15 protein-coding genes are annotated in these 21,334 nt (G+C 71.5%); 13 read left to right on the top strand and 2 right to left on the bottom strand.

What is annotated here, in order from left to right; translation table 11 throughout:
* Positions 1-7: 7 nt before the first annotated feature.
* The 6 genes from ACIBAE_RS02840 (at position 8) to ACIBAE_RS02865 (ending at position 7,997) form a co-directional block, all read left to right on the top strand.
* A complete protein-coding gene (locus tag ACIBAE_RS02840; protein ID WP_399281958.1) occupies positions 8-1,255 on the top strand; it encodes a PotD/PotF family extracellular solute-binding protein in 1,248 nt (415 codons plus the stop codon).
* A gap of 140 nt (positions 1,256-1,395) precedes the next feature.
* Complete coding sequence (locus ACIBAE_RS02845) at positions 1,396-2,607, top strand: ABC transporter ATP-binding protein (protein WP_399281959.1); 1,212 nt, start codon at positions 1,396-1,398, stop codon at positions 2,605-2,607.
* Positions 2,604-3,554 (top strand): ABC transporter permease, encoded by a 951-nt coding sequence (locus ACIBAE_RS02850; RefSeq protein ID WP_399281960.1) that lies wholly within the window; start codon positions 2,604-2,606, stop codon positions 3,552-3,554. Before ACIBAE_RS02845 ends, ACIBAE_RS02850 begins: the two co-directional genes overlap by 4 nt.
* The gene (locus ACIBAE_RS02855; RefSeq protein ID WP_399281962.1) at positions 3,554-4,357 is read left to right on the top strand and encodes an ABC transporter permease; all 804 of its coding nucleotides are present in this window, start codon (positions 3,554-3,556) and stop codon (positions 4,355-4,357) included. The genes ACIBAE_RS02850 and ACIBAE_RS02855 overlap by 1 nt, the downstream gene beginning before the upstream one ends.
* 82 nt (positions 4,358-4,439) lie before the next feature.
* The gene (locus ACIBAE_RS02860) at positions 4,440-5,855 is read left to right on the top strand and encodes an NAD(P)/FAD-dependent oxidoreductase (RefSeq protein ID WP_399281963.1); all 1,416 of its coding nucleotides are present in this window, start codon (positions 4,440-4,442) and stop codon (positions 5,853-5,855) included.
* Between the two features lie 354 nt (positions 5,856-6,209).
* A complete protein-coding gene (locus ACIBAE_RS02865) occupies positions 6,210-7,997 on the top strand; it encodes a chitinase (RefSeq protein WP_399281964.1) in 1,788 nt (595 codons plus the stop codon).
* Here the strand turns inward: ACIBAE_RS02865 and ACIBAE_RS02870 are convergent.
* Both ACIBAE_RS02870 and gabT read right to left on the bottom strand, forming a co-directional pair.
* Positions 7,951-8,802, bottom strand: coding sequence for a phosphatase PAP2 family protein (locus tag ACIBAE_RS02870; RefSeq protein ID WP_399281965.1), 852 nt, complete (start codon positions 8,800-8,802; stop codon positions 7,951-7,953). The two genes, ACIBAE_RS02865 and ACIBAE_RS02870, sit on opposite strands and share 47 nt — an antisense overlap.
* Before the next feature lie 169 nt (positions 8,803-8,971).
* The gene (gene gabT / locus ACIBAE_RS02875; RefSeq protein WP_399281966.1) at positions 8,972-10,306 is read right to left on the bottom strand and encodes a 4-aminobutyrate--2-oxoglutarate transaminase; all 1,335 of its coding nucleotides are present in this window, start codon (positions 10,304-10,306) and stop codon (positions 8,972-8,974) included.
* A 271-nt stretch (positions 10,307-10,577) separates the two neighbouring features.
* Here gabT and ACIBAE_RS02880 point away from each other — a divergent pair, with 271 nt between their 5' ends.
* The 7 genes from ACIBAE_RS02880 to ACIBAE_RS02910 form a co-directional block, all read left to right on the top strand.
* The gene (locus ACIBAE_RS02880; RefSeq protein WP_399281967.1) at positions 10,578-12,743 is read left to right on the top strand and encodes an ATP-binding protein; all 2,166 of its coding nucleotides are present in this window, start codon (positions 10,578-10,580) and stop codon (positions 12,741-12,743) included.
* Between the two features lie 117 nt (positions 12,744-12,860).
* Positions 12,861-14,429, top strand: coding sequence for a PucR family transcriptional regulator (locus ACIBAE_RS02885; protein ID WP_399281968.1), 1,569 nt, complete (start codon positions 12,861-12,863; stop codon positions 14,427-14,429).
* A gap of 142 nt (positions 14,430-14,571) precedes the next feature.
* Positions 14,572-16,017, top strand: a complete 1,446-nt coding sequence (locus ACIBAE_RS02890) for an aldehyde dehydrogenase family protein (RefSeq protein ID WP_399281969.1) — start codon at positions 14,572-14,574, stop codon at positions 16,015-16,017.
* 185 nt (positions 16,018-16,202) lie between these two features.
* Positions 16,203-18,176: an acyl-CoA dehydrogenase family protein gene (locus tag ACIBAE_RS02895; protein ID WP_399281970.1), complete on the top strand. Its 1,974-nt coding sequence runs from the start codon at positions 16,203-16,205 to the stop codon at positions 18,174-18,176.
* 253 nt (positions 18,177-18,429) lie between these two features.
* Complete coding sequence (gene dxr, locus ACIBAE_RS02900) at positions 18,430-19,695, top strand: 1-deoxy-D-xylulose-5-phosphate reductoisomerase (protein ID WP_399281971.1); 1,266 nt, start codon at positions 18,430-18,432, stop codon at positions 19,693-19,695.
* Complete coding sequence (locus ACIBAE_RS02905; protein ID WP_399281972.1) at positions 19,692-20,993, top strand: M50 family metallopeptidase; 1,302 nt, start codon at positions 19,692-19,694, stop codon at positions 20,991-20,993. Before dxr ends, ACIBAE_RS02905 begins: the two co-directional genes overlap by 4 nt.
* A 177-nt stretch (positions 20,994-21,170) precedes the next feature.
* The coding region (locus ACIBAE_RS02910) for a flavodoxin-dependent (E)-4-hydroxy-3-methylbut-2-enyl-diphosphate synthase (RefSeq protein WP_360182524.1) at positions 21,171-21,334 on the top strand (164 nt) is incomplete at its 3' end.

Raw genomic sequence — 21,334 nt, forward strand, 5'->3', positions numbered from 1 at the left:
ACAGCGCATGGAGCAGTACGAGCCCGACCGCCTGTCCGCGGCCCAGCTGGCCGCGATGCGGCGCAGCATGACCAGCGGCAGGGGCGCCCTCACCCGCCGCTCGCTGCTGCGCGCCACCGGCGTCGGCGCGCTCACGATCGGCGGGCTCGCCGGTCTGAGCGGCTGCGGAATCCCGCCCGCGAAGCGGGAGGACTCGGGCCCGGCGTCCACCGACCACTCGGCTCAGGAGAAGCAGGTCTTCTTCTCCAACTGGACCGAGTACATGGACGTCAGCGAGGACGAGAAGCACTACCCGACCCTGGAGGCGTTCACCGGTCGCACCGGGATCAAGGTCAAGTACACGGCGGACATCAACGACAACGTCGAGTTCTTCGGCAAGATACGTCCGCAGCTGGCGGCCGGTCAGGACACCGGCCGCGACCTCATCTGCGTCACCGACTGGCTCGCCGCCCGCATCATCCGGCTCGGCTGGGCGCAGAAACTCGACCCGTCGAACCTGCCGCACGCCTTCGCGAACCTCTCCGAGCAGTTCCGCTCACCCGACTGGGACCCGGGCCGGGCCCACTCGTACCCCTGGACCGGCATCCCCACCGTCATCGCCTACAACGCCAAGGCGACCGGCGGGCGTACGGTCGACTCCGTCTCGCAGCTGCTGGACGACCCGAAGCTCAAGGGGCGCGTCGCCTTCCTCTCCGAGATGCGCGACAGCGTCGGAATGACCCTGCTGGACCTCGGCAAGGACCCGGGGACGTTCACCGACGACGACTTCGACGCCGCGATCGCCCGGCTCCAGAAGGGCGTCGACCAGCGGCAGATCCGCCGCTTCACCGGCAACGACTACACCGCGGACCTCGACAAGGGCGACATCGCCGCCTGCGTCGCCTGGGCCGGTGACATCGTCCAGCTGCGGAACGACAACCCGGACATCAAGTTCGCCATCCCGAAATCCGGCTACATCATCTCCAGCGACAACCTGCTGGTCCCGGCACGGGCGCGGCACAAGACCAACGCCGAGAAGCTCATCGACCACTACTACCGGCCGCCGATCGCCGCTCAGCTCGCCGCGTACATCAACTACGTCTGCCCGGTCGACGGGGTGCGCGCCGAACTCACGAAGATCGACAAGTCGATGGCCGACAACACGCTGATCCTCCCGGACGCGGCGATGGCCGCCGCCTCGCACGCCTTCCGCTCCCTCAGCAGCAAGGAAGAGACGGCGTACGAGGAGAAGTTCGCCAAGCTCATCGGAGCTTAGGTCCTGTCCGGCGGATCCAGTGCCGTTCCCGGCAAGATGTGCCCGTCGGGCAGACATCGCCGGTCGTGGCACCGGTCCGGCGCATCCCGCCCGCCGGCCCCCGCCCGTCCACCTTCCCCAAGCCCCCAGGACCGTTACCCATGACAGAGACCGCATCAACCAGCCGGGGCGGCGACGATGTCCGCCTCACCGGGATCAGCAAGACGTACGGCTCCTTCCAGGCCGTGCACCCGCTCGATCTCACCGTGCCGCAGGGCTCGTTCTTCGCGCTCCTCGGCGCGTCGGGCTGCGGCAAGACCACCACGCTGCGGATGATCGCCGGCCTGGAGGACCCGACCACCGGGTCGGTCTTCCTGGGCGACAGGGACGTCACCGACCTGCCCTCGTACAAGCGACCGGTCAACACCGTCTTCCAGAGCTACGCGCTCTTCCCGCACCTCGACATCTACGAGAACGTCGCCTTCGGCCTGCGCCGCCGGGGCATCAAGTCCGTCGCCAAGCAGGTCGGCGACATGCTCGACCTCGTCCAGCTCGGCGACTTCGCCCGGCGCAAGCCCCACCAGCTCTCCGGCGGCCAGCAGCAGCGGGTGGCCGTCGCCCGCGCGCTCATCAACCACCCGCAGGTGCTGCTGCTCGACGAGCCCCTCGGCGCCCTCGACCTGAAGCTCCGCCGCCAGATGCAGCTGGAACTCAAGCGCATCCAGACCGAGGTCGGCATCACGTTCATCCATGTCACCCACGACCAGGAGGAGGCCATGACCATGGCCGACACCGTCGCCGTGATGAACGCGGGCCGGGTCGAGCAACTGGGCAGCCCCGCCGATCTCTACGAGAACCCCGGGACGACCTTCGTCGCCAACTTCCTCGGCACCTCCAACCTCATCGAGGCCGAGGTCGCCGAGGCCCACGGCGGCGACGTGGTGGTCGCCGCCGGCGGCGCCACGCTGCGCCTGCCCGCCGGGCGCTGCACCGCGCGGACGGCGAGCGGCGACAAGCTGCTGGTCGGCGTCCGCCCCGAGAAGATATCCCTCGCGCACGCCGACGACGCGGGCACGATCCCCGACGGCCGCAACCGGATCACCGGCCGCATCGCCGACTCCAGCTTCATCGGTGTCTCGACGCAGTACGTGATCGACAGCCCGTCCTGCCCGGAGCTGGAGGTGTACGCGCAGAACATCGAGCGCGACAGCCGGCTCGCCCCCGGTGCCGAGGTCGTCCTGCACTGGAACCCCGCGCACACCTTCGGCCTCGACGCCGCCCAGTCCCCTCTCGCCGGCACCGTGGATTCCGTGGGCTCCGTGGGCTCCGTGGGCTCGGCGGGCCTCAAGGCGGCGGACGGGGAGGCGTCGTGACCGCCACGCAGGTCCCCGCCACCCCGCCGGCCCCTCCCGTCCCGCCGGCCGCCGGGACCGACCTCCCCGTCCGCACGGCGTCCACGCGGCGGCGTCTCGTCCCGTACTGGCTGCTGCTCCCCGGCATCGCCTGGCTGCTGGTCTTCTTCGCGCTGCCGCTCGTCTACCAGGCGTCGACCTCCGTGCAGACCGGCTCCCTCGAAGCCGGCTTCCAGGTCACCTGGCACGTCCAGACCTACTGGGACGCGCTGCGCGAGTACTACCCGCAGTTCATCCGGTCCCTGCTGTACGCGGGCACCGCCACCGTCCTGTGCCTGCTGCTCGGCTACCCGCTCGCGTATCTCATCGCCTTCAAGGCCGGCCGCTGGCGCAACCTGCTGCTGGTCCTGGTCATCGCACCGTTCTTCACCAGCTTCCTGATCCGCACGCTCGCCTGGAAGACGATCCTCGCGGACGGCGGCCCGGTCGTCGGCGTCCTCAACTCCCTGCACGTCCTCGATGTCACCAGCTGGCTCGGCTGGACCGAGGGCAGCCGGGTCCTGGCCACGCCCCTGGCCGTGGTCTGCGGCCTGACGTACAACTTCCTGCCGTTCATGATCCTGCCGCTCTACACCTCGCTGGAGCGCATCGACGGCCGGCTCCACGAAGCCGCCGGCGACCTCTACGCCACGCCCCTGACCACCTTCCGCAAGGTGACGTTCCCGCTCTCCATGCCGGGTGTCGTCTCCGGCACCCTGCTCACCTTCATCCCGGCGAGCGGCGACTACGTCAACGCCGAGCTGCTGGGCTCCACCGACACCAAGATGGTCGGCAGCGTGATCCAGACACAGTTCCTGCGCGTCCTCGACTATCCGACGGCCGCCGCACTCTCCTTCATCCTCATGGCGGTCGTCCTGATCATGGTCACCGTCTACATCCGCCGAGCAGGGACGGAGGACCTGGTCTGATGGGCGTGACACGCTGGATCCGGCGCAACCTGGTCGTCATCGCGGGCGTGCTGACGCTCGGCTACATGATCGTGCCCAACCTCGTCGTGATGGTCTTCTCCTTCAACAAGCCGCAGGGGCGCTTCAACTACTCCTGGCAGCGCTTCTCCCTGGACGCCTGGAAGGACCCCTGCGGAGTCGCCGACCTGTGCGGTTCGCTGACCCTCTCGCTGCAGATCGCCGCCTGGGCGACCCTCGGCGCCACCGTCCTCGGCACGATGATCGCCTTCGCGCTGGTCCGCTACCGCTTCCGGGCGCGCGGCCCGGTCAACTCGCTGATCTTCCTGCCGATGGCGATGCCCGAGGTCGTCATGGCCGCCTCGCTGCTCACGCTCTTCCTCAACGTGGGCGCGCGGCTTGGCTTCTGGACGATCCTGATCGCCCACATCATGTTCTGCCTCAGCTTCGTGGTGACGGCGGTCAAGGCGCGCGTGATGTCCATGGACCCCCGGCTCGAAGAGGCGGCGCGCGACCTCTACGCCGGGCCCGTGCAGACCTTCGTACGGGTCACCCTGCCGATCGCCGCCCCCGGCATCGCGGCGGGCGCGCTGCTCGCCTTCGCGCTCTCGTTCGACGATTTCATCATCACCAACTTCAACGCCGGCTCGACCGTGACGTTCCCCATGTTCGTCTGGGGCTCCGCACAGCGCGGCACGCCGGTGCAGATCAACGTCATCGGCACGGCGATGTTCATCATTGCCGTGGTGCTGGTGATCGCGGGTCAGCTGGTCGGCAACCGCCGGAGGAAGACCGCCGCGGCCTGAACACCGGACCGCGATCACCCCACCCTGAGCGGCACCCCCCTGAGCGGCACCCCCTGAGCAGGTCCCGAAGGAGTTGGAAGACATGGCCCCAGGAGCCATGCGTACCGCCGCGGCATCCCTCTCCGGCGTCCGGCCGGTCCCGTACTGGCTGGACGACCCCGGCAGGCCCGGGGCGCTGCCCGCCCTCACCGGCGACGAGCAGGCCGATCTCCTCGTCATCGGCGGCGGTTACAGCGGACTGTGGACCGCGCTCCTCGCCAAGGAGCGCGATCCGGAGCGGGACGTCGTCCTGATCGAGGGCCACGAGGTGGGCTGGGCCGCCTCGGGCCGCAACGGCGGCTTCTGCGCCGCCTCCCTGACCCACGGTTTCAGCAACGGCCTCGCCCGCTTCCCGGGCGAGCTGCGGAAGCTGGAGGAGCTGGGCGAGCGCAATCTCGACGCCATCGAGGCGGCGGTCGCCCGCTACGGCATCGACTGCGCCTTCGAGCGCACCGGTGAGATCGACGTGGCCACCGAGCCGTACCAGCTCGACGACCTGCGCGCGGCGTACGAGGAGGCCACCCGGCTCGGCCGTCCCGGGCTGGAGCTGCTCGACCGGGACGCGGTACGCGCCGAGGTCGACTCGCCGACCTTCCTGGGCGGGCTCTGGGACCGGCGCGGGGTCGCCATGCTGCACCCGGCCAAACTGGCGTGGGGGCTCAAACAGGCCTGCCTCGACCTCGGTGTACGGCTCTACGAGAACACCCGCGGCCTGGAACTGGCCAGGTCAGGGAGCGGGATGGCGGTCCGCACCCCGTACGGCCGGGTCTTCGCCCGCCGCGTCGCGCTCGGCACGAACGTCTTCCCGTCGCTGGTCAGGCGGGTGCGTTCGTACACCGTCCCGGTCTACGACTACGCCCTGATGACCGAGCCGCTGACGGCGGAGCAGCAGGCCGCGATCGGCTGGCGGCGACGGCAGGGCCTCGGGGACAGCGCCAACCAGTTCCACTACTTCCGGATCACCCCCGACCACCGCATCCTGTGGGGCGGTTACGACGCGGTCTACCCGTACGGCGGCAGGCTCAGCACCGAGCTGGACCGGCGCCCGGAGACCTATCTCACCCTCGCCTCGCACTTCTTCCGCTGCTTCCCCCAGCTGGAGGGACTGCGTTTCAGCCACGCCTGGGGCGGCGCGATCGACACCTGCTCGCGCTTCTCGGCCTTCTTCGGCACCGCGTACGGCGGCCAGGTCGCGTACGCCGCCGGGTACACCGGGCTCGGCGTCGGCGCCACCCGCTTCGGCGGGGACGTGATGCTGGACCTGCTGGCGGGGGAGCGGACCGAGCGTACGGAGCTGGAGATGGTCCGCAGCAAGCCGCTGCCGTTCCCGCCCGAGCCGGTCGCCTGGGCCGGGATCGGCCTCACCAAGTGGTCCCTGGCCCGCGCGGACGCCCGGGGCGGCCGGCGCAACGCGTGGCTGCGGACCATGGACCGGCTGGGGCTGGGCTTCGACAGCTGAGCCGCCGCCCCTGCGTGATCCGCGCCCGTGATCCGCGTCCGTGATCCGCGTCCGTGATCCGCGTCCGTGATCCGGCGCCTCCCGGCGGCCTGTGAGCACCCAGGGCGGACGCGTGGCGCGCTGCGCCGGCCGGCAGGGCGTGAGCCCCGTACGGCCTCGCGGGACAAGGGGTCACCGGACGGGGGTCACCGGACTGGGGTCAGCGGAGGTGTGGTCACCGGACGCGGGGGCACCACAGGTCTTGACCACAGCAATTGGTCTGGACCATGCTGGCCGCGCCCCGCTACGTCAATTCCCCCATGCCGGGAGGCAGTTGTGGAAAGCGTCAGACGTTCCGCTCGGTACCCAAGACTGGTGGCAGCCCTCGCGGCCGCCGTCCTCACGGCGGCCGGACTCGCCGCCGTCGCGCCGTCGGCGGCCGCCGCCGACACGGACATCGCCCGTAACGGAAACTTCGAATCCGGCCTCACCGGCTGGAGCTGTACGGCGGGCAGCGGCGTCGTCGTCGCCACCCCCGTGCACGGCGGCGGCGGCGCCCTCAAGGCGACTCCCGCGGGCAGCGACAACGCCAAGTGCTCCCAGACGGTGACGGTCAGGCCGGACTCCGCGTACACGCTGAGCGCCTGGGTCCAGGGAAGTTACGTCTACCTCGGCGCCTCCGGCACGGGCACCACCGACGTCTCGGCCTGGACGCCGTCCGCACCCGGCTGGCAGCAGCTGACCACCGGCTTCCGCACCGGGCCCGGCACCACCTCGGTCACCGTCTACACCAACGGCTGGTACGGAACCGGCGCCTACTACGCGGACGATCTCACCCTCGTCGGCCCCGGCGGCGCCCCCGTCCAGCCCCCGGCCGTCCCCACCGGCCTGAAGACGACCGGCGTCACCGCCTCCTCCGTCGGCCTCTCCTGGTCCCCCGTCACGGGCGCCACCGGCTACACCGTCTACCGGGGCGGTACGAAGGCCCTCGATGTCACCGGCACCTCGGCGACCGTCACCGGCCTCAGCCCGGCCACCGCGTACAGCTTCCAGGTCGCCGCGACCAACGCGGGCGGCGCGTCCGCCCTCTCGCCGGCCGTCGGCGCCACCACCGCCGCCCCGGGCGGGGGCGGCGGAGGTGGCGGTGGCCTGCCCAGCCACGCGCTCGTCGGCTACCTGCACTCCAGCTTCGCCAACGGCTCCGGCTACACCCGCATGGCCGACGTACCCGACTCCTGGGACGTCATCGACCTCGCCTTCGGCGAGCCGACCTCGGTCACCTCCGGCGACATCCGCTTCAGCCTCTGCCCGGTCGCCGAGTGCCCGAACGTCGAATCCGCCGCCGAGTTCAAGGCCGCCGTCAAGGCCAAGCAGGCCGCCGGCAAGAAGGTCGTGATCTCCATCGGCGGCGCGAACGGCCAGGTCCAGCTCGCCACCACCGCCGCCCGCGACACCTTCGTGTCGTCCGTATCGAAGATCATCGACGAGTACGGTCTGGACGGCCTGGACATCGACTTCGAGGGCCACTCACTGTCGCTGAACACCGGCGACACCGACTTCCGCGCCCCCACCACCCCGGTCATCGTCAATCTGATCTCCGCGATCAAGACCCTCAAGGCCCGGTACGGCGCGAACTTCGTCCTCTCCATGGCCCCCGAGACCTTCTTCGTCCAGCTCGGCTACCAGTACTACGGCTCGGGCCCCTGGGGCGGCCAGGACCCGCGCGCCGGCGCGTACCTCCCGGTCATCCACGCCCTGCGCGACGACCTCACCCTGCTGCACGTCCAGGACTACAACTCGGGCTCGATCATGGGCCTGGACAACCAGTACCACTCGATGGGCGGCGCCGACTTCCACATCGCCATGACCGACATGCTGCTCACCGGCTTCCCGGTGGCCGGCGACACCAGCCGGTTCTTCCCGGCGCTGCGCCCCGACCAGATCGCGATCGGCCTCCCGGCCTCGAACCAGGCGGGCAACGGCTACACCACCCCGGCCGAGGTGAACAAGGCACTGAACTGCCTCACGAGGAAGACCGACTGCGGTACCTACCAGACCCACGGGAGCTGGCCCGGCCTGCGCGGCCTGATGACCTGGTCGGTCAACTGGGACCGCTTCAATCAGGGGGAGTTCTCCCGGAACTTCGACGCGTACTTCGGCTGACAGCGCCTGAGCCGATACGGCTCAGCACGCCGGACAGCAGGAGGAGCGGCATCCCGCACAGGGCCAGACTGCCGAGGACGTCCAGCGGCCAGTGGTAGCCACGCAGGATCAGACCGGTGCCCGTCGCCAGGGTGAGCAGGACGGCGGCGGGCACCGTCACACGCCGGTTTGCGTACGGGGCGAGCAGCAGGGCCGCGCCGCCGTACGCGACCATCGCCGTGGCCGTGTGCCCGGACGGGTAGTAGCCGGTCGCCTCGGTGAGCGGGCCCGGCCGGTCGATCCAGATCTTGAGCGGGACGACCAGGGCGGGGACCACAGCCATCGTGACCGCTGCCGCCAGGGCCCGCGCGCGCTGCCCGCGCCACAGCGCGTAGCCGAGCGCCACGGCCGGCACGGGCAGCGCGACCGGCGGGGAACCGAGGTCGGCGAGAAGTTCGGTGAGGGGCCGGGGGCCGTGCCCGGCGAGGGCGAGTCCGAGACGCTCGTCGGCCCCGCGCAGCGGCCCGCCGGCGGCGGCCTGCCAGGTGACGAGCACGAAGAGGACCGCGCACAGCGCGAAGACCCACGGACGGCCGGGGAGGAGAAAGGCCGGCCGCCCCGGAGCAGGGGGGGTAGCTCCGGGGCGGCCGCCCGGACCGGTGTGCCGCACGCCCCGGGGGGTTTGGGGCGGGCGGCCATCCGATCGGTGAGGAGATCCGGAGCCTGAAGCTCCAGCGGTGTGCGCGAAGGCACGGCCAAAGCGGCGCTGGGGATACCCCGCTTCGGCGTCGCTCGCAGTTCCCTGCGAGCGGGGTGTTTCTCTCATCTGCGGAAACCGTACGTCAGGGGAGGGAGGACCGACAGCGTGAAACGTATCCCGCCATCGCCCCCGCACAGACTCTTCACAGGCCCCTACAGCTGCGGCACAAGCCCCCGGCCGACGGTGGCCGGAGGCTGCGGGCACCGTCCGGTGACCGCCGCCTCCGCGCGGGGACTCAGAGAGCGGCGAACGCCTGCTCGATGATGTCCAGGCCCTCGTTCAGCAGCTCCTCGCCGATCACCAGGGGCGGCAGGAAGCGCAGTACGTTGCCGTACGTGCCGCAGGTGAGCACCAGCAGGCCCTCCGCGTGGCAGGCCTTGGCCAGCGCGGCGGTCGCGGTCGGGTTGGGCTCCTTGGTGTCCCGGTCCGTGACCAGTTCGATCGCGATCATCGCGCCCCGGCCCCGGACGTCGCCGACGATGTCGTACTTCTCCGCCATCGCCGTGAGGCGCGCCTTCATGACCGTCTCGATGTGCCGGGCCTTCGCGTTGAGGTCCAGCTCCTTCATGGTCTCGATGGAGCCGAGCGCGGCGGCGCAGGCCACCGGGTTGCCGCCGTACGTACCGCCCAGACCGCCCGCGTGCGCGGCGTCCATGATCTCGGCGCGGCCGGTGACGGCGGCGAGCGGCAGGCCGCCCGCGATGCCCTTGGCGGTGGTGATCAGGTCCGGGACGACACCCTCGTCCTCACAGGCGAACCACTGGCCCGTACGGCAGAAGCCGGACTGGATCTCGTCGGCCACGAACACGATGCCGTTGTCCTTGGCGAACCGGGCCAGCGCCGGCAGGAAGCCCTTCGCCGGCTCGATGAAGCCGCCCTCGCCGAGCACCGGCTCGATGATGATCGCGGCGACGTTCTCGGCGCCGATCTGCTTGCTGATCTGGTCGATCGCCTGGGCGGACGCCTCCGGGCCGCAGTTCTCCGGACCGGTCAGCCAGCGGTAGCCGTACGCCACCGGCACCCGGTAGACCTCCGGGGCGAACGGTCCGAAGCCGTTCTTGTACGGCATGTTCTTCGCGGTCAGCGCCATGGTCAGGTTCGTACGCCCGTGGTAGCCGTGGTCGAACACGACGACGGCCTGGCGCTTGGTGTACGCGCGGGCGATCTTCACCGCGTTCTCGACGGCCTCGGCGCCCGAGTTGAACAGCGCGGACTTCTTGGCGTGGTCGCCGGGGGTCAGCTCGGCGAGCGCCTCACAGACCTCGACGTACCCCTCGTACGGCGTGACCATGAAACAGGTGTGGGTGAAGTCGGCGAGCTGAGCGGAGGCACGGCGTACGACAGCCTCCGCGCTGGCGCCCACCGACGTCACGGCGATGCCGGAACCGAAGTCGATCAGCCGGTTGCCGTCCACGTCCTCCAGGACCCCGCCGTCGGCGCGGGCGGCGAAGACGGGCAGGACGGACCCCACCCCGGCGGCGACCGCGGCGGCCCGGCGGGCCTGCAGCTCCAGGGACTTGGGACCGGGGATGGCGGTGACGATCCGGCGCTCCTGCGGAAGAGTGGTCATGAGGGGCTCCTGGGGGTGGTTCGGGGTCTTTCTCCGCAGGCTAGGGGTGCGGAGAGGGAGCGGGCATGCGCCGTTCGGGAGTGGTGGCGGCGTGTCGTTGTCCGTGGCGGACAGAGCGGGATGATCCGGGGGCCGATCCGGGGAGTGATCCACGGTCCGGGAAAAGGGGCAACACCCCGGCACGCGGGGGCCGGTGAGCTCCCCCAGCGTATGGCTGTAGCCATACATTGGGCGGGCACACAAGGGCGGACTGCACAGGGGGCAGTGGTTCATGGAGACCGACGGCACGCATGACTCGCCAGGCACACGCGCGAACCCCGTGCCGCGTCCGGCGGGGCCGCCGCCCATGCCGTCCTCGGCGCCGTTCGCGGCGCCGGCGGGGTCAGGGCCCGCGGGACCGGGACCGGTGGAATCGGGACCCCGCGTCCCGCCGCCCGCGCCCGGGCACGCCCCCGGCACCGGACCCACCCTGCGGGAGTGGCTGCACGTGCCGCGCGTCGGCGGCGCGCCCGGGACCTGGGCGTACGGGCATGTGGCGCGCGCCCCCCAGGAACCGGAACGGACACCGGTGCGGCAGCTCGTCAGCGGCGCCCTGATCTCCCTCCTCGCCGGTCTGCTCCTCTGGTCGCTGCTGTGGAACGGCTACCTCGGCGGTTTCTGGCTCTGGCCGCTCTACATGTTCACGTTCGACTCCTGGCGCGGGACGATGGCGTCCGTCGTCGCCGCGTACGTCTACTACGCGCTGGTCGTCGTGGTCCTGCTGGTCGTCTTCGGCCGGCTCGGCCGCTGGGCCGAGCTGGCCCGGCGCGTACGCGGCTACCGCCCCGGCGGCGCCCCCGCCCCGCCCGCCCCCGCGCCCCTGGCGCCCGAGCACGACCCCGCCGAGTGGCCGGAGCTGCGGGCCGCCGGTCAGGGTGAGCTCGCGGCGCGGCTCGCGGCCGAGGTGCGCGACGGGCGGATGAACGACGTCGACTACGCCCGGATCCGCCGTGCCTGGCACTCCGTACGGGCCGATCCCTCCCGGCTCACCGCCTTCACCGAGGCGGTCCGGGGCCGGGGCGCCGCCGCCTGCGTCCACCCCTCCGGCAAGCGTGACCTGCCCGTGCGCGCGGCCCGGCACGACCTGTACGGGCGGCAGGTCAGGCTCGGCACGGTCCTGGACGGGGAACGCAACCCGTACCCCCGGCGCGGCACCGGCGTCGCCCTCGACCCGGCGCTGCTCGGGACCTCGCTGCTGGCCGTCGGCCCGCCCGGGGCGGGCAAGACACGCGCCCTGGTCCGGCCGGTCGTCGAATCACTCGCGCTCCAGGCGCTCGCCGGACAGGCCGCCGTCATCGCCGTCTGCGCCGCCGGCACCCAGCTCGGCCCCGACGACGCCTACGACGTCGTGGTCCGGATCGGCGACCCCGCGTCGGTCTACGACCTTGACCTGTACGGCGGCACGACCGACCCCGACGAGGCCGCCGCCGTCCTCGCGGAAGGGCTCGTCGGCGACCTCGCCGACACCGACGGCCGGCGCGCCACCACCGCGCTCGCCCAGCTCCTCGGCCCGTTCCGGGCCGCGCACGGCCGGCTGCCCGCCGTCCCCGAGCTGCGGGAACTCCTCGACGGGGAGCTCGCCGCGCTGGCCGCCCTGCGGGACTCCCTGGACACCGACGGCCACCACGCCATGCGCCGCGAGCTGGACGCCCGGGCCCGGCAGTCGGGTGCGCCCGGAGACCCGGGCCGCGCCCTCGCCGACCGGGTCGCGCTGCTCGACCGGCCTGCCTTCGCCGGCTTCTTCGACACCACCGGCAGGACCCGGCCGTTCTCGCTCCGCGCGCTGGAGCACCCGCTGCGGGTCCGTATCGACCTGCCCGAGCGCGGCCACGCCGAGGCGTCGCGGCTGCTGGCGCGACTCGTCCTCGCCCAGTTCACCGCCAACGCGGCGGTCCGCTCCGACCGCTCGCTCTTCGCCTGTCTGGTGCTGGACGACGCGACCCGCACCCTCACCGCCGAGACGCTGCGCGGCGTGCAACGGCTGCGCTCGGTGAACGCGGGCGCCGTCCTGACCCTGCGCACGCTCGACGACGTGCCGGAGGCGCTGCACACCGCGCTGCTCGGGGCCGTCGGCTGCCGGATGGCGTTCTCCGGGATCACCACCTGGGACGGAAAGCGCTTCGCGGAGGCGTGGGGCACGGAGTGGGTGGAGACCCGGGACGTCACCCAGCGCACGGTCTTCGCGGACCAGCCGCTGACCCGGGCGATCCACTCGTTCCGGAAGCTGGTGACCGGCAAGGCCGTGACGACGGACGCGGTGACCGTACGGAAGGTCGAGCGGGAGCGCTGGTCGGCGTCCGACCTGGCGCACACCGTGCCGGCCGAGCACGCGGTGCTGTCGCTGCGGACGGTGGGCGGCGAGCACGCGCCGCCGCTGCTGGTGGATCTGCGGAACTGAGCCGGGCACCGCGTTCCGCTCGTACAAGATGGCAGAATTGGGATACGCCGTTCATACGGGACGGCGTCATCGCCCACCGTTCCGCACGACCACCGCCGAAGGCCCTACGGTTCCCCCATGCCTCCCACCCTCGCCTCGCTCATCCAGCACTCGGCGCTCAACCTGACGGTGCGCGCGGGGGAGGACCGGCTCCGGACACCGGTGCGCTGGGCCCACGCCAGCGAACTCGCCGACCCCGTTCCGTACATGGAGGGCGGCGAACTGCTCCTCGTCACCGCCACCACGCTGGACGCCGAGGATCCCGACGCGATGCGGCGCTACGTACGGCGGCTGGTGGGCGCCGGGGTCGCCGGGCTCGGCTTCGCCATCGGGGTGCACTACGAGGACATCCCGGACGCGCTCGTCGACGCGGCCCGGGAAGAGGGGCTGCCGCTGCTGGCGGTACCGCGCCGTACGCCGTTCCTCGCGATCAGCAAGGCCGTGTCGGCGGCCATCGCGGCGGATCAGTACCGGGCCGTGACGGCCGGCTTCGAGGCCCAGCGGGAACTGACCCGCGCCGCGCTCGCCGAAGGGCCCGCGGCGCTGCTGACCCGCCTCGCGGCGCACGTCGACGGCTGGGCCGCGCTCTACGACGCGACCGGCGCGGTCGTCGCCGCCGCTCCCGAATGGGCGGCCCGGCGGGCCGCCCGGCTGACCGCCGACGTCGAACGGCTCCGCGAGCGCCCGGCGCCCGCCAGCGCGGTCGTCGGCGACGTGGACGAGCGCGTCGAACTCCAGTCCCTGGGCACCGGGAGGCGGGTGCGGGGCGCGCTGGCGGTCGGTACGGGGGCGGCGCTGGGCACCGCCGAGCGGTACGCCGTCCACTCGGCGATCGCCCTGCTGACGCTGACGACGGAGCGCTCCCGCGCACTCCAGGACGCCGAGCAGCGGCTGGGCGCGGCGGTGCTGCGGATGCTGCTGTCCGGGCAGCCGGACCACGCGCGGGGGGTGGCGGGTGATCTGTACGGGGGCCTGCTCGACGCGCCGTTCCGGCTGCTGATCGCCGAATCGGCCGACTCCGCGCCGGCGTCCTCGTCCGACGGCGCGGCCGACAGCCCGCTGCAGGTGCTGACCGAGGAACTGGAAGCGGCGGCCGCGCGGGCGGGGGAAGCGTCGCTGACCGTACCGGACGGTGACGAACGGCTCGCGGTGCTCGCCGTGGACGGTGGCGCGGTGGTCACGGCGGCCGGGACGTACGCGGAGCGGGAGGCGGAGGAGGCCGGGGTGGTCGTCGGGCTCTCCGCGCCGACCGGGCCGATCGCGGCGGCCGGCGCGTACAAACAGGCCGAGCAGGCACTGTCGGTGGCACGCCGGCGGGGCCGCGCGCTCGTCGAGCACGAGGATCTCGCGGCGGGCTCGATCCTCCCGCTGCTGGCCGACGACGCGGTGCGCGCCTTCGCGGACGGGACGCTGCGGGCGCTGTACGAACACGACGCGAAGGGCCGGGGAGACCTGGTGGCGTCCCTGCGGGCCTGGCTCTCGCGCCACGGCCAGTGGGACGCGGCGGCGGCGGACCTCGGCGTCCACCGCCACACGCTCCGCTACCGCATGCGCCGGGTGGAGGAGATCCTGGGCCGCTCGCTGGACGACGCGGATGTCCGGATGGAGCTGTGGCTGGCCCTGAAGACGACGCGGCCGCCGGTGTGACGTGGGGAGAGCCCTGCCCGCACACGACAAAGCGGCGCACCGGTCCTGGCCCACCACTCCACCCCGGACAAGCGACCCTCCGCCCCCGGGCCCCTACCGTGGACCCACACACCCCGACTAAGCGGAAGGGCCGGGACTCGCAATGACTTCCACCCACGCCTTCTGGCTCGCCGGCCGCCAGGCCACCGGCGAGAAGACCTTCGACGTCACCTCCCCCTGGAACGGCCGGCTCGTCGGCACCGTCTCCGTGCCGACCGACGAGCAGGTCGAGGAGGCCGTCTCCGCCGCACACGCCGTTGTGGACGAGTTCGCCGCGACGCCCGCGCACGTACGGGCCGCCGCACTCGACCACGTCTCGCGCAGGCTCGTCGAGCGCACCGAGGAGATCGCCCGGTTGATCTCCGCCGAGAACGGCAAGCCCGTCAAGTGGGCCCGCGGTGAGGTCGGCCGCGCCGTCTCCGTGTTCCGCTTCGCCGCCGAGGAGGCCCGCCGCTTCAACGGGGGTGAGGCCCAGCGCCTCGACACCGACGCCGGTGGCGCCGGGCGTCTCGCCCTGACCCGCCGCTTCCCGCGCGGCGCCGTCCTCGGTATCGCGCCGTTCAACTTCCCGCTGAACCTGTGCGCGCACAAGATCGCCCCGGCCATCGCCGTCGGCGCCCCGATCATCCTGAAGCCCGCCCCGGCGACCCCGCTCTCCGGGCTGCTCCTCGGCGAGCTGCTGGCCGAGACGGACCTGCCGGCCGGTTCCTGGTCCGTACTGCCCGTGCCGAACGACCGGATGCCCGCCCTCGTCCAGGACGAGCGGCTGCCGGTGATCTCCTTCACCGGCTCCGACACGGTCGGCTACGCGATCATGGATTCGGTCCCGCGCAAGCACTGCACGCTCGAACTCGGCGGCAACGGCGCGGCCGTCGTCCTCTCCGACTGGGCGAGCGAGCAGGACCTGGACCAGGCCGCGACCCGGATCGCCACCTTCTCGAACTACCAGGCCGGCCAGTCCTGCATCTCCGTGCAGCGCGTGATCGCGGACGCCTCGGTGTACGAACGCCTGGTGCCCAAGATCGTCGCCGCGGTCGAGGCACAGGTCACCGGCGACCCCGGCGACGACGCCACCGACGTGGGCCCGCTCGTCAGCGAGGACGCGGCCAAGCGGGTGGAGTCGTGGGTCGACGAGGCCGTCCGGGCCGGCGCCCAGCTGCTCACGGGCGGCAAGCGCGACGGCGCCACGTACGCGCCCACCGTGCTCTCCGAGGTCCCCGCGGACACCACGATCTCCTGCGAGGAGGTCTTCGGCCCGGTCCTCACGCTCACCCGGATCGAGAGCGAGACCGAGGCGTTCGCCGCCGTGAACGACTCCAGGTACGGCCTCCAGGCGGGTGTCTTCACCCACGACCTGCAGGCAGCGTTCCGTGCCCACCGCGCCCTGGAGGTCGGCGGCGTGATCATCGGCGACGTCCCCTCGTACCGCGCCGACCAGATGCCGTACGGCGGTGCCAAGCAGTCCGGCGTGGGCCGTGAGGGCGTGCGCTTCGCGATGGAGGACTACACCTACGAGCGCGTCATGGTGCTCACCGGCCTCGCCCTGTAGGTCCCGTACACGATCACCCACGGCCGGAGTCCCCGCACCTCACGGGACTCCGGCCGTTTGTCGTACGGGAAAGTGGTGGGCCGGCCCACCACTGGTGCGGTCGGCGGGAATCGGGTAGATACGGACGAGTAGACCGGCCGGTAAACACTTCACATAACCCGACTCCGCGGCGAGGTGAGTTCCTCATGTCCGCCCCATCCGCCCCCTCAGCAGCATCCGCACCGCAGGAACCTCAGGGCAGGCCCAAAGTCACCGAGCGGGAAGCCCGCCAGGTGGCCGAGGCCGCCCGTGAGCAGGGCTGGCGCAAGCCGAGCTTCGCCAAGGAGATGTTCCTCGGGCGCTTCCGGCTCGACCTCATCCATCCGCACCCGCTGCCCGCGTCCGAGGACGTCAGGCGGGGCGAGGAGTTCCTCGCGAAGCTGCGCGCCTTCTGCGAGACGCAGATCGACGGCGCGCTGATCGAGCGCGAGGCCAGGATCCCCGACGAGGTGATCAACGGCCTCAAGGAACTCGGCGCGCTCGGCATGAAGATCGACACGAAATACGGCGGCCTCGGCCTCACCCAGGTGTACTACAACAAGGCCCTCGCGCTCGTCGGCTCCGCGAACCCCGCGATCGGCGCGCTGCTCTCCGCCCATCAGTCGATCGGCGTACCGCAGCCGCTGAAACTCTTCGGCACCCAGGAGCAGAAGGACACCTTCCTGCCGCGCCTGGCCCGTACCGACATCTCGGCCTTCCTGCTCACCGAGCCGGACGTGGGCTCCGACCCCGCCCGGCTGGCGACCACGGCCGTGCGGGACGGCGACGACTACCTCCTCGACGGGGTGAAGCTCTGGACGACCAACGGCGTCGTCGCCGACCTGCTCGTGGTGATGGCCCGGGTCCCGAAGTCGGAGGGGACCAAGGGCGGCATCACGGCGTTCGTCGTCGAGGCCGGCTCGCCGGGGATCACCGTCGAGAACCGCAACGCCTTCATGGGCCTGCGTGGGCTGGAGAACGGGGTGACCCGCTTCCACCAGGTGCGCGTCCCCGCCGCGAACCGCATCGGCCCCGAGGGTGCCGGCCTCAAGATCGCCCTCACGACCCTCAACACCGGCCGGCTCTCCCTGCCGGCGATGTGCGTGGGCGCGGGCAAGTGGTGCCTGAAGATCGCCCGCGAATGGTCGGCCGCTCGCGAGCAGTGGGGCAAGCCCGTCGCCCGCCACGAGGCGGTCGGCGAGAAGATCTCCTTCATCGCCGCGACCACCTTCGCGCTGGAGGCGGTCGTGGACCTGTCCTCGCAGATGGCCGACGAGGACCGCAACGACATCCGCATCGAGGCGGCCCTGGCCAAGCTGTACGGCTCCGAGATGGGCTGGCGGATGGCCGACGAACTCGTCCAGATCCGCGGCGGCCGCGGCTTCGAGACGGCGGAATCCCTGGCGGCCCGCGGCGAACGCGCCGTACCCGCCGAGCAGATGCTCCGCGACATGCGGATCAACCGGATCTTCGAGGGCTCCACGGAGATCATGCACCTGCTGATCGCCCGCGAGGCGGTCGACGCCCATCTCGCGGTGGCCGGCGACATCATCGATCCGGACGCATCCCTGTCGGACAAGGCGAAAGCGGGCGCGCGGGCGGGTGGGTTCTACGCGCGCTGGCTGCCCAAACTGGTCACGGGGACGGGCCAACTTCCCCATGCGTACGGTGAGTTCCACCCGGCGGGCCACGCCGACCTGGCCTCCCATCTGCGGTACGTCGAGCGTGCTTCCCGCAAGCTGGCCCGCTCCACCTTCTACGCCATGTCGCGCTGGCAGGGCCGGATGGAGACCAAGCAGGGCTTCCTCGGCCGGATCGTCGACATCGGCGCGGAGCTGTTCGCGATGAGCGCGGCGTGTGTCCGGGCCGAACTGCTGCGGACGAACGGGGACCACGGCCGCGAGGCCTACCAGCTGGCCGATGTCTTCTGCCGGCAGGCCCGTATCCGCGTCGAGGAGCTCTTCACGCGGCTGTGGTCCAACACCGACGACCTGGACCGCAAGGTCGTCGACGGCGTCCTGTCCGGTACGTACACCTGGCTGGAGGACGGTGTCGTCGACCCGAGCGGGGAGGGCCCCTGGATCGCCGACGCGACCCCGGGCCCGTCCGAGCGCGAGAACGTGCACCGCCCGATCCGCTGACGCGGTGACCTGACGGCCCGCGCCGCGACGTGACGGCCGGGCCGTGTCCGCACCCCGGACGCGGCCCGGCCCTTCCGTGCCCCGTGCCCTTCCGTGCCCCGTGCCCCCTGCGGCCCCGTGCCCCTGTGTTCCCGTGCCCCCGTGAAAAGTTCGGCGTCGCCACGCACTGCTGACCACGCAAGACAGCCGCGCGGGCGCCCGTGCGGGGGGCGCGCTGTCCTCCCGGCGCGGCGATGGGGCAAGAATGGGGCCCATGAGCGACAGCCCAGCCCCTCTCGCCGATCCGCACATCGCCTTCGATCCGTCCGAAGGCCGCCGGGACATCGTCGTCCTCGGCTCCACCGGATCCATCGGCACGCAGGCCATCGACCTGGTCCTGCGCAACCCCGATCGCTTCCGTGTCACCGCCCTCTCCGCCGCCGGCGGCCGGGTGGCGCTGCTCGCCGAGCAGGCGCACCGGCTACGGGTCCGCACCGTCGGGGTCGCGCGCGAGGACGTCGTACCCGCGCTCCGGGAAGCGCTCGGCGCGCGGTACGGGACGGGTGAGCCGCTCCCCGAGATCCTCGCCGGCCCGGACGCCGCCACCGAACTCGCCGCCTCCGACTGCCACACCGTGCTCAACGGCATCACCGGCTCCATCGGGCTCGCTCCCACGCTCGCCGCCCTCGAAGCGGGCCGGACACTCGCCCTCGCCAACAAGGAATCGCTGATCGTCGGCGGCCCGCTGGTCAAGGGGATCGCCAAGCCCGGTCAGATCATCCCCGTCGACTCCGAGCACGCCGCGCTCTTCCAGGCGCTGGCCGCCGGGACCCGCGCCGATGTGCGCAAGCTCGTGGTGACGGCCTCGGGCGGACCCTTCCGGGGCCGTACGCGGGCCGAGCTGGCGGGTGTCACCCCCCAGGACGCGCTGGCGCATCCCACCTGGGCGATGGGCCCCGTGATCACGGTCAACTCCGCGACCCTCGTCAACAAGGGGCTCGAAGTGATCGAGGCCCATCTGCTGTACGACATCCCGTTCGACCGCATCGAGGTGGTCGTCCACCCTCAGTCGTACGTTCACTCGATGGTGGAATTCAGCGACGGTTCGACGCTCGCCCAGGCGACCCCGCCCGACATGCGCGGGCCGATCGCCATCGGCCTCGGCTGGCCGCAGCGGGTGCCGGACGCCGCCCCCGCCTTCGACTGGACCAAGGCGTCGACGTGGGAGTTCTTCCCGCTCGACGGTGACGCCTTCCCCTCCGTGGCGCTGGCCCGGCACGTCGGAACGCTGGGCGGTACCGCCCCGGCGGTGTTCAACGCGGCCAACGAGGAGTGCGTGGACGCGTTCCTGGCCGGCCGGCTGCCGTTCAACGGCATCATGGACACCGTCACCCAGGTCGTCGCGGAGCATGGTCACCCCCGTACGGGAACCTCTCTCACCGTGTCGGACGTCTTGGAAGCGGAGACCTGGGCACGCGCCCGGGCCCGTGACATGGCAGAGAAATTCAGCGAAGGACAGCCCGCGGAGGCTCGCGCATGACGGTTCTGTTGACGATCCTCGGCATCGCGATCTTCGCCGTGGGTCTGCTCATCTCCATCGCCTGGCACGAGCTGGGGCACCTGTCGACGGCCAAGCTGTTCGGCATCCGGGTGCCGCAGTACATGGTCGGTTTCGGGCCGACCATCTGGTCGCGCAAGAAGGGCGACACCGAGTACGGGATCAAGGCGCTCCCGCTCGGCGGCTACATCCGCATGATCGGCATGTTCCCGCCGGGCGCGGACGGCCGGATCGAGGCCCGCTCGACCTCGCCGTGGCGAAGCATGGTCGAGGACGCGCGCTCGGCCGCCATCGAGGAGATGCAGCCCGGCGACGAGACGCGCCTGTTCTACACGCGTGCCCCGTGGAAGCGCATGATCGTGATGTTCGCGGGTCCGTTCATGAACCTGATCCTCGCGGTCGTGATCTTCATCGGCCTCGCGATGAGCTTCGGCTTCGAGACCCAGACCACCAAGGTCGCCGGTGTCCAGAAGTGCGTCATCGCCCAGAGCGAGAAGCGGGACACCTGTGAGAAGAGCGACGCCGTCTCGCCCGCCCAGGCCGCCGGTCTGCGGAAGGGTGACAAGATCGTCGCCTTCGACGGGAAGCGCGTCCAGGACTGGAACACGCTCTCCGGCCTGATCCGCGAGACGATCGGCCCCGCCACCATCACCGTGCGACGGGACGGTGCGGAGAAGGTCCTGCACGCCACGCTCGCCAAGAACATGGTCGCCGAGAAGGACGCGGACGGGCAGGTCGTCCCGGACAAGTACGTCCCCGCCGGCTATCTCGGATTCGCCGCCTCCACCGAGATCGTCCCGCTCACCTTCCCGCAGTCCGTCGACCGGATGGGGAACATGATCGGGGACGGCGTCGAGTCGATCGTCGCCCTCCCGTCCAAGATCCCCGACCTCTGGAGCGCGGCCTTCGGGGACGGACCGCGCAAGGACGACTCACCGGTCGGCGTGGTCGGCGCGGCCCGCATCGGGGGCGAGGTGATGAATCTCAACGCTCCGGCGCAGAACGTGATCGCGATGATGCTGTACCTGGTCGCGGGCTTCAATCTCTCACTGTTCCTCTTCAACATGCTGCCGCTGCTGCCCCTCGACGGCGGACACATCGCGGGCGCGCTGTGGGAGGCCGTGCGGCGCAAGCTCGCGCGGGTCTTCAAGCGGCCCGACCCGGGCCCGTTCGATGTGGCCAAGCTGATGCCCGTCGCCTATGTCGTCGCCGGGGTCTTCATCTGCTTCACGCTGCTCGTCCTGGTCGCCGACATTGTCAACCCCGTCAAGATCAGCTGATCGCGCCCGCCTGACTTCGTCCGTTTCGCTGCGGCCGGACACGTTTCGTGTCCGGCCGCTTACTTTTGCGTCGATTCTTCGCATGGATGTGCCCGGGCCGTGCGCGGTGGCGTAATCTCAGGGGCTGGAGCCCGCCGATCTCGGGACCTTGATCCACACCTTGGGGTTGCACACCAGATGACTGCAATTTCTCTCGGAATGCCCTCTGTTCCGACGAAGCTCGCCGAACGAAGGGTCAGCCGTCAGATCCAGGTCGGGTCGGTGGCGGTCGGTGGGGATGCGCCGGTTTCGGTGCAGTCGATGACGACGACGCGTACGTCCGATATCGGGGCGACGTTGCA

Origin of the sequence: Streptomyces sp. NPDC051569, from assembly GCF_044454085.1 — a bacterium.
GTDB lineage: Bacteria > Actinomycetota > Actinomycetes > Streptomycetales > Streptomycetaceae > Streptomyces.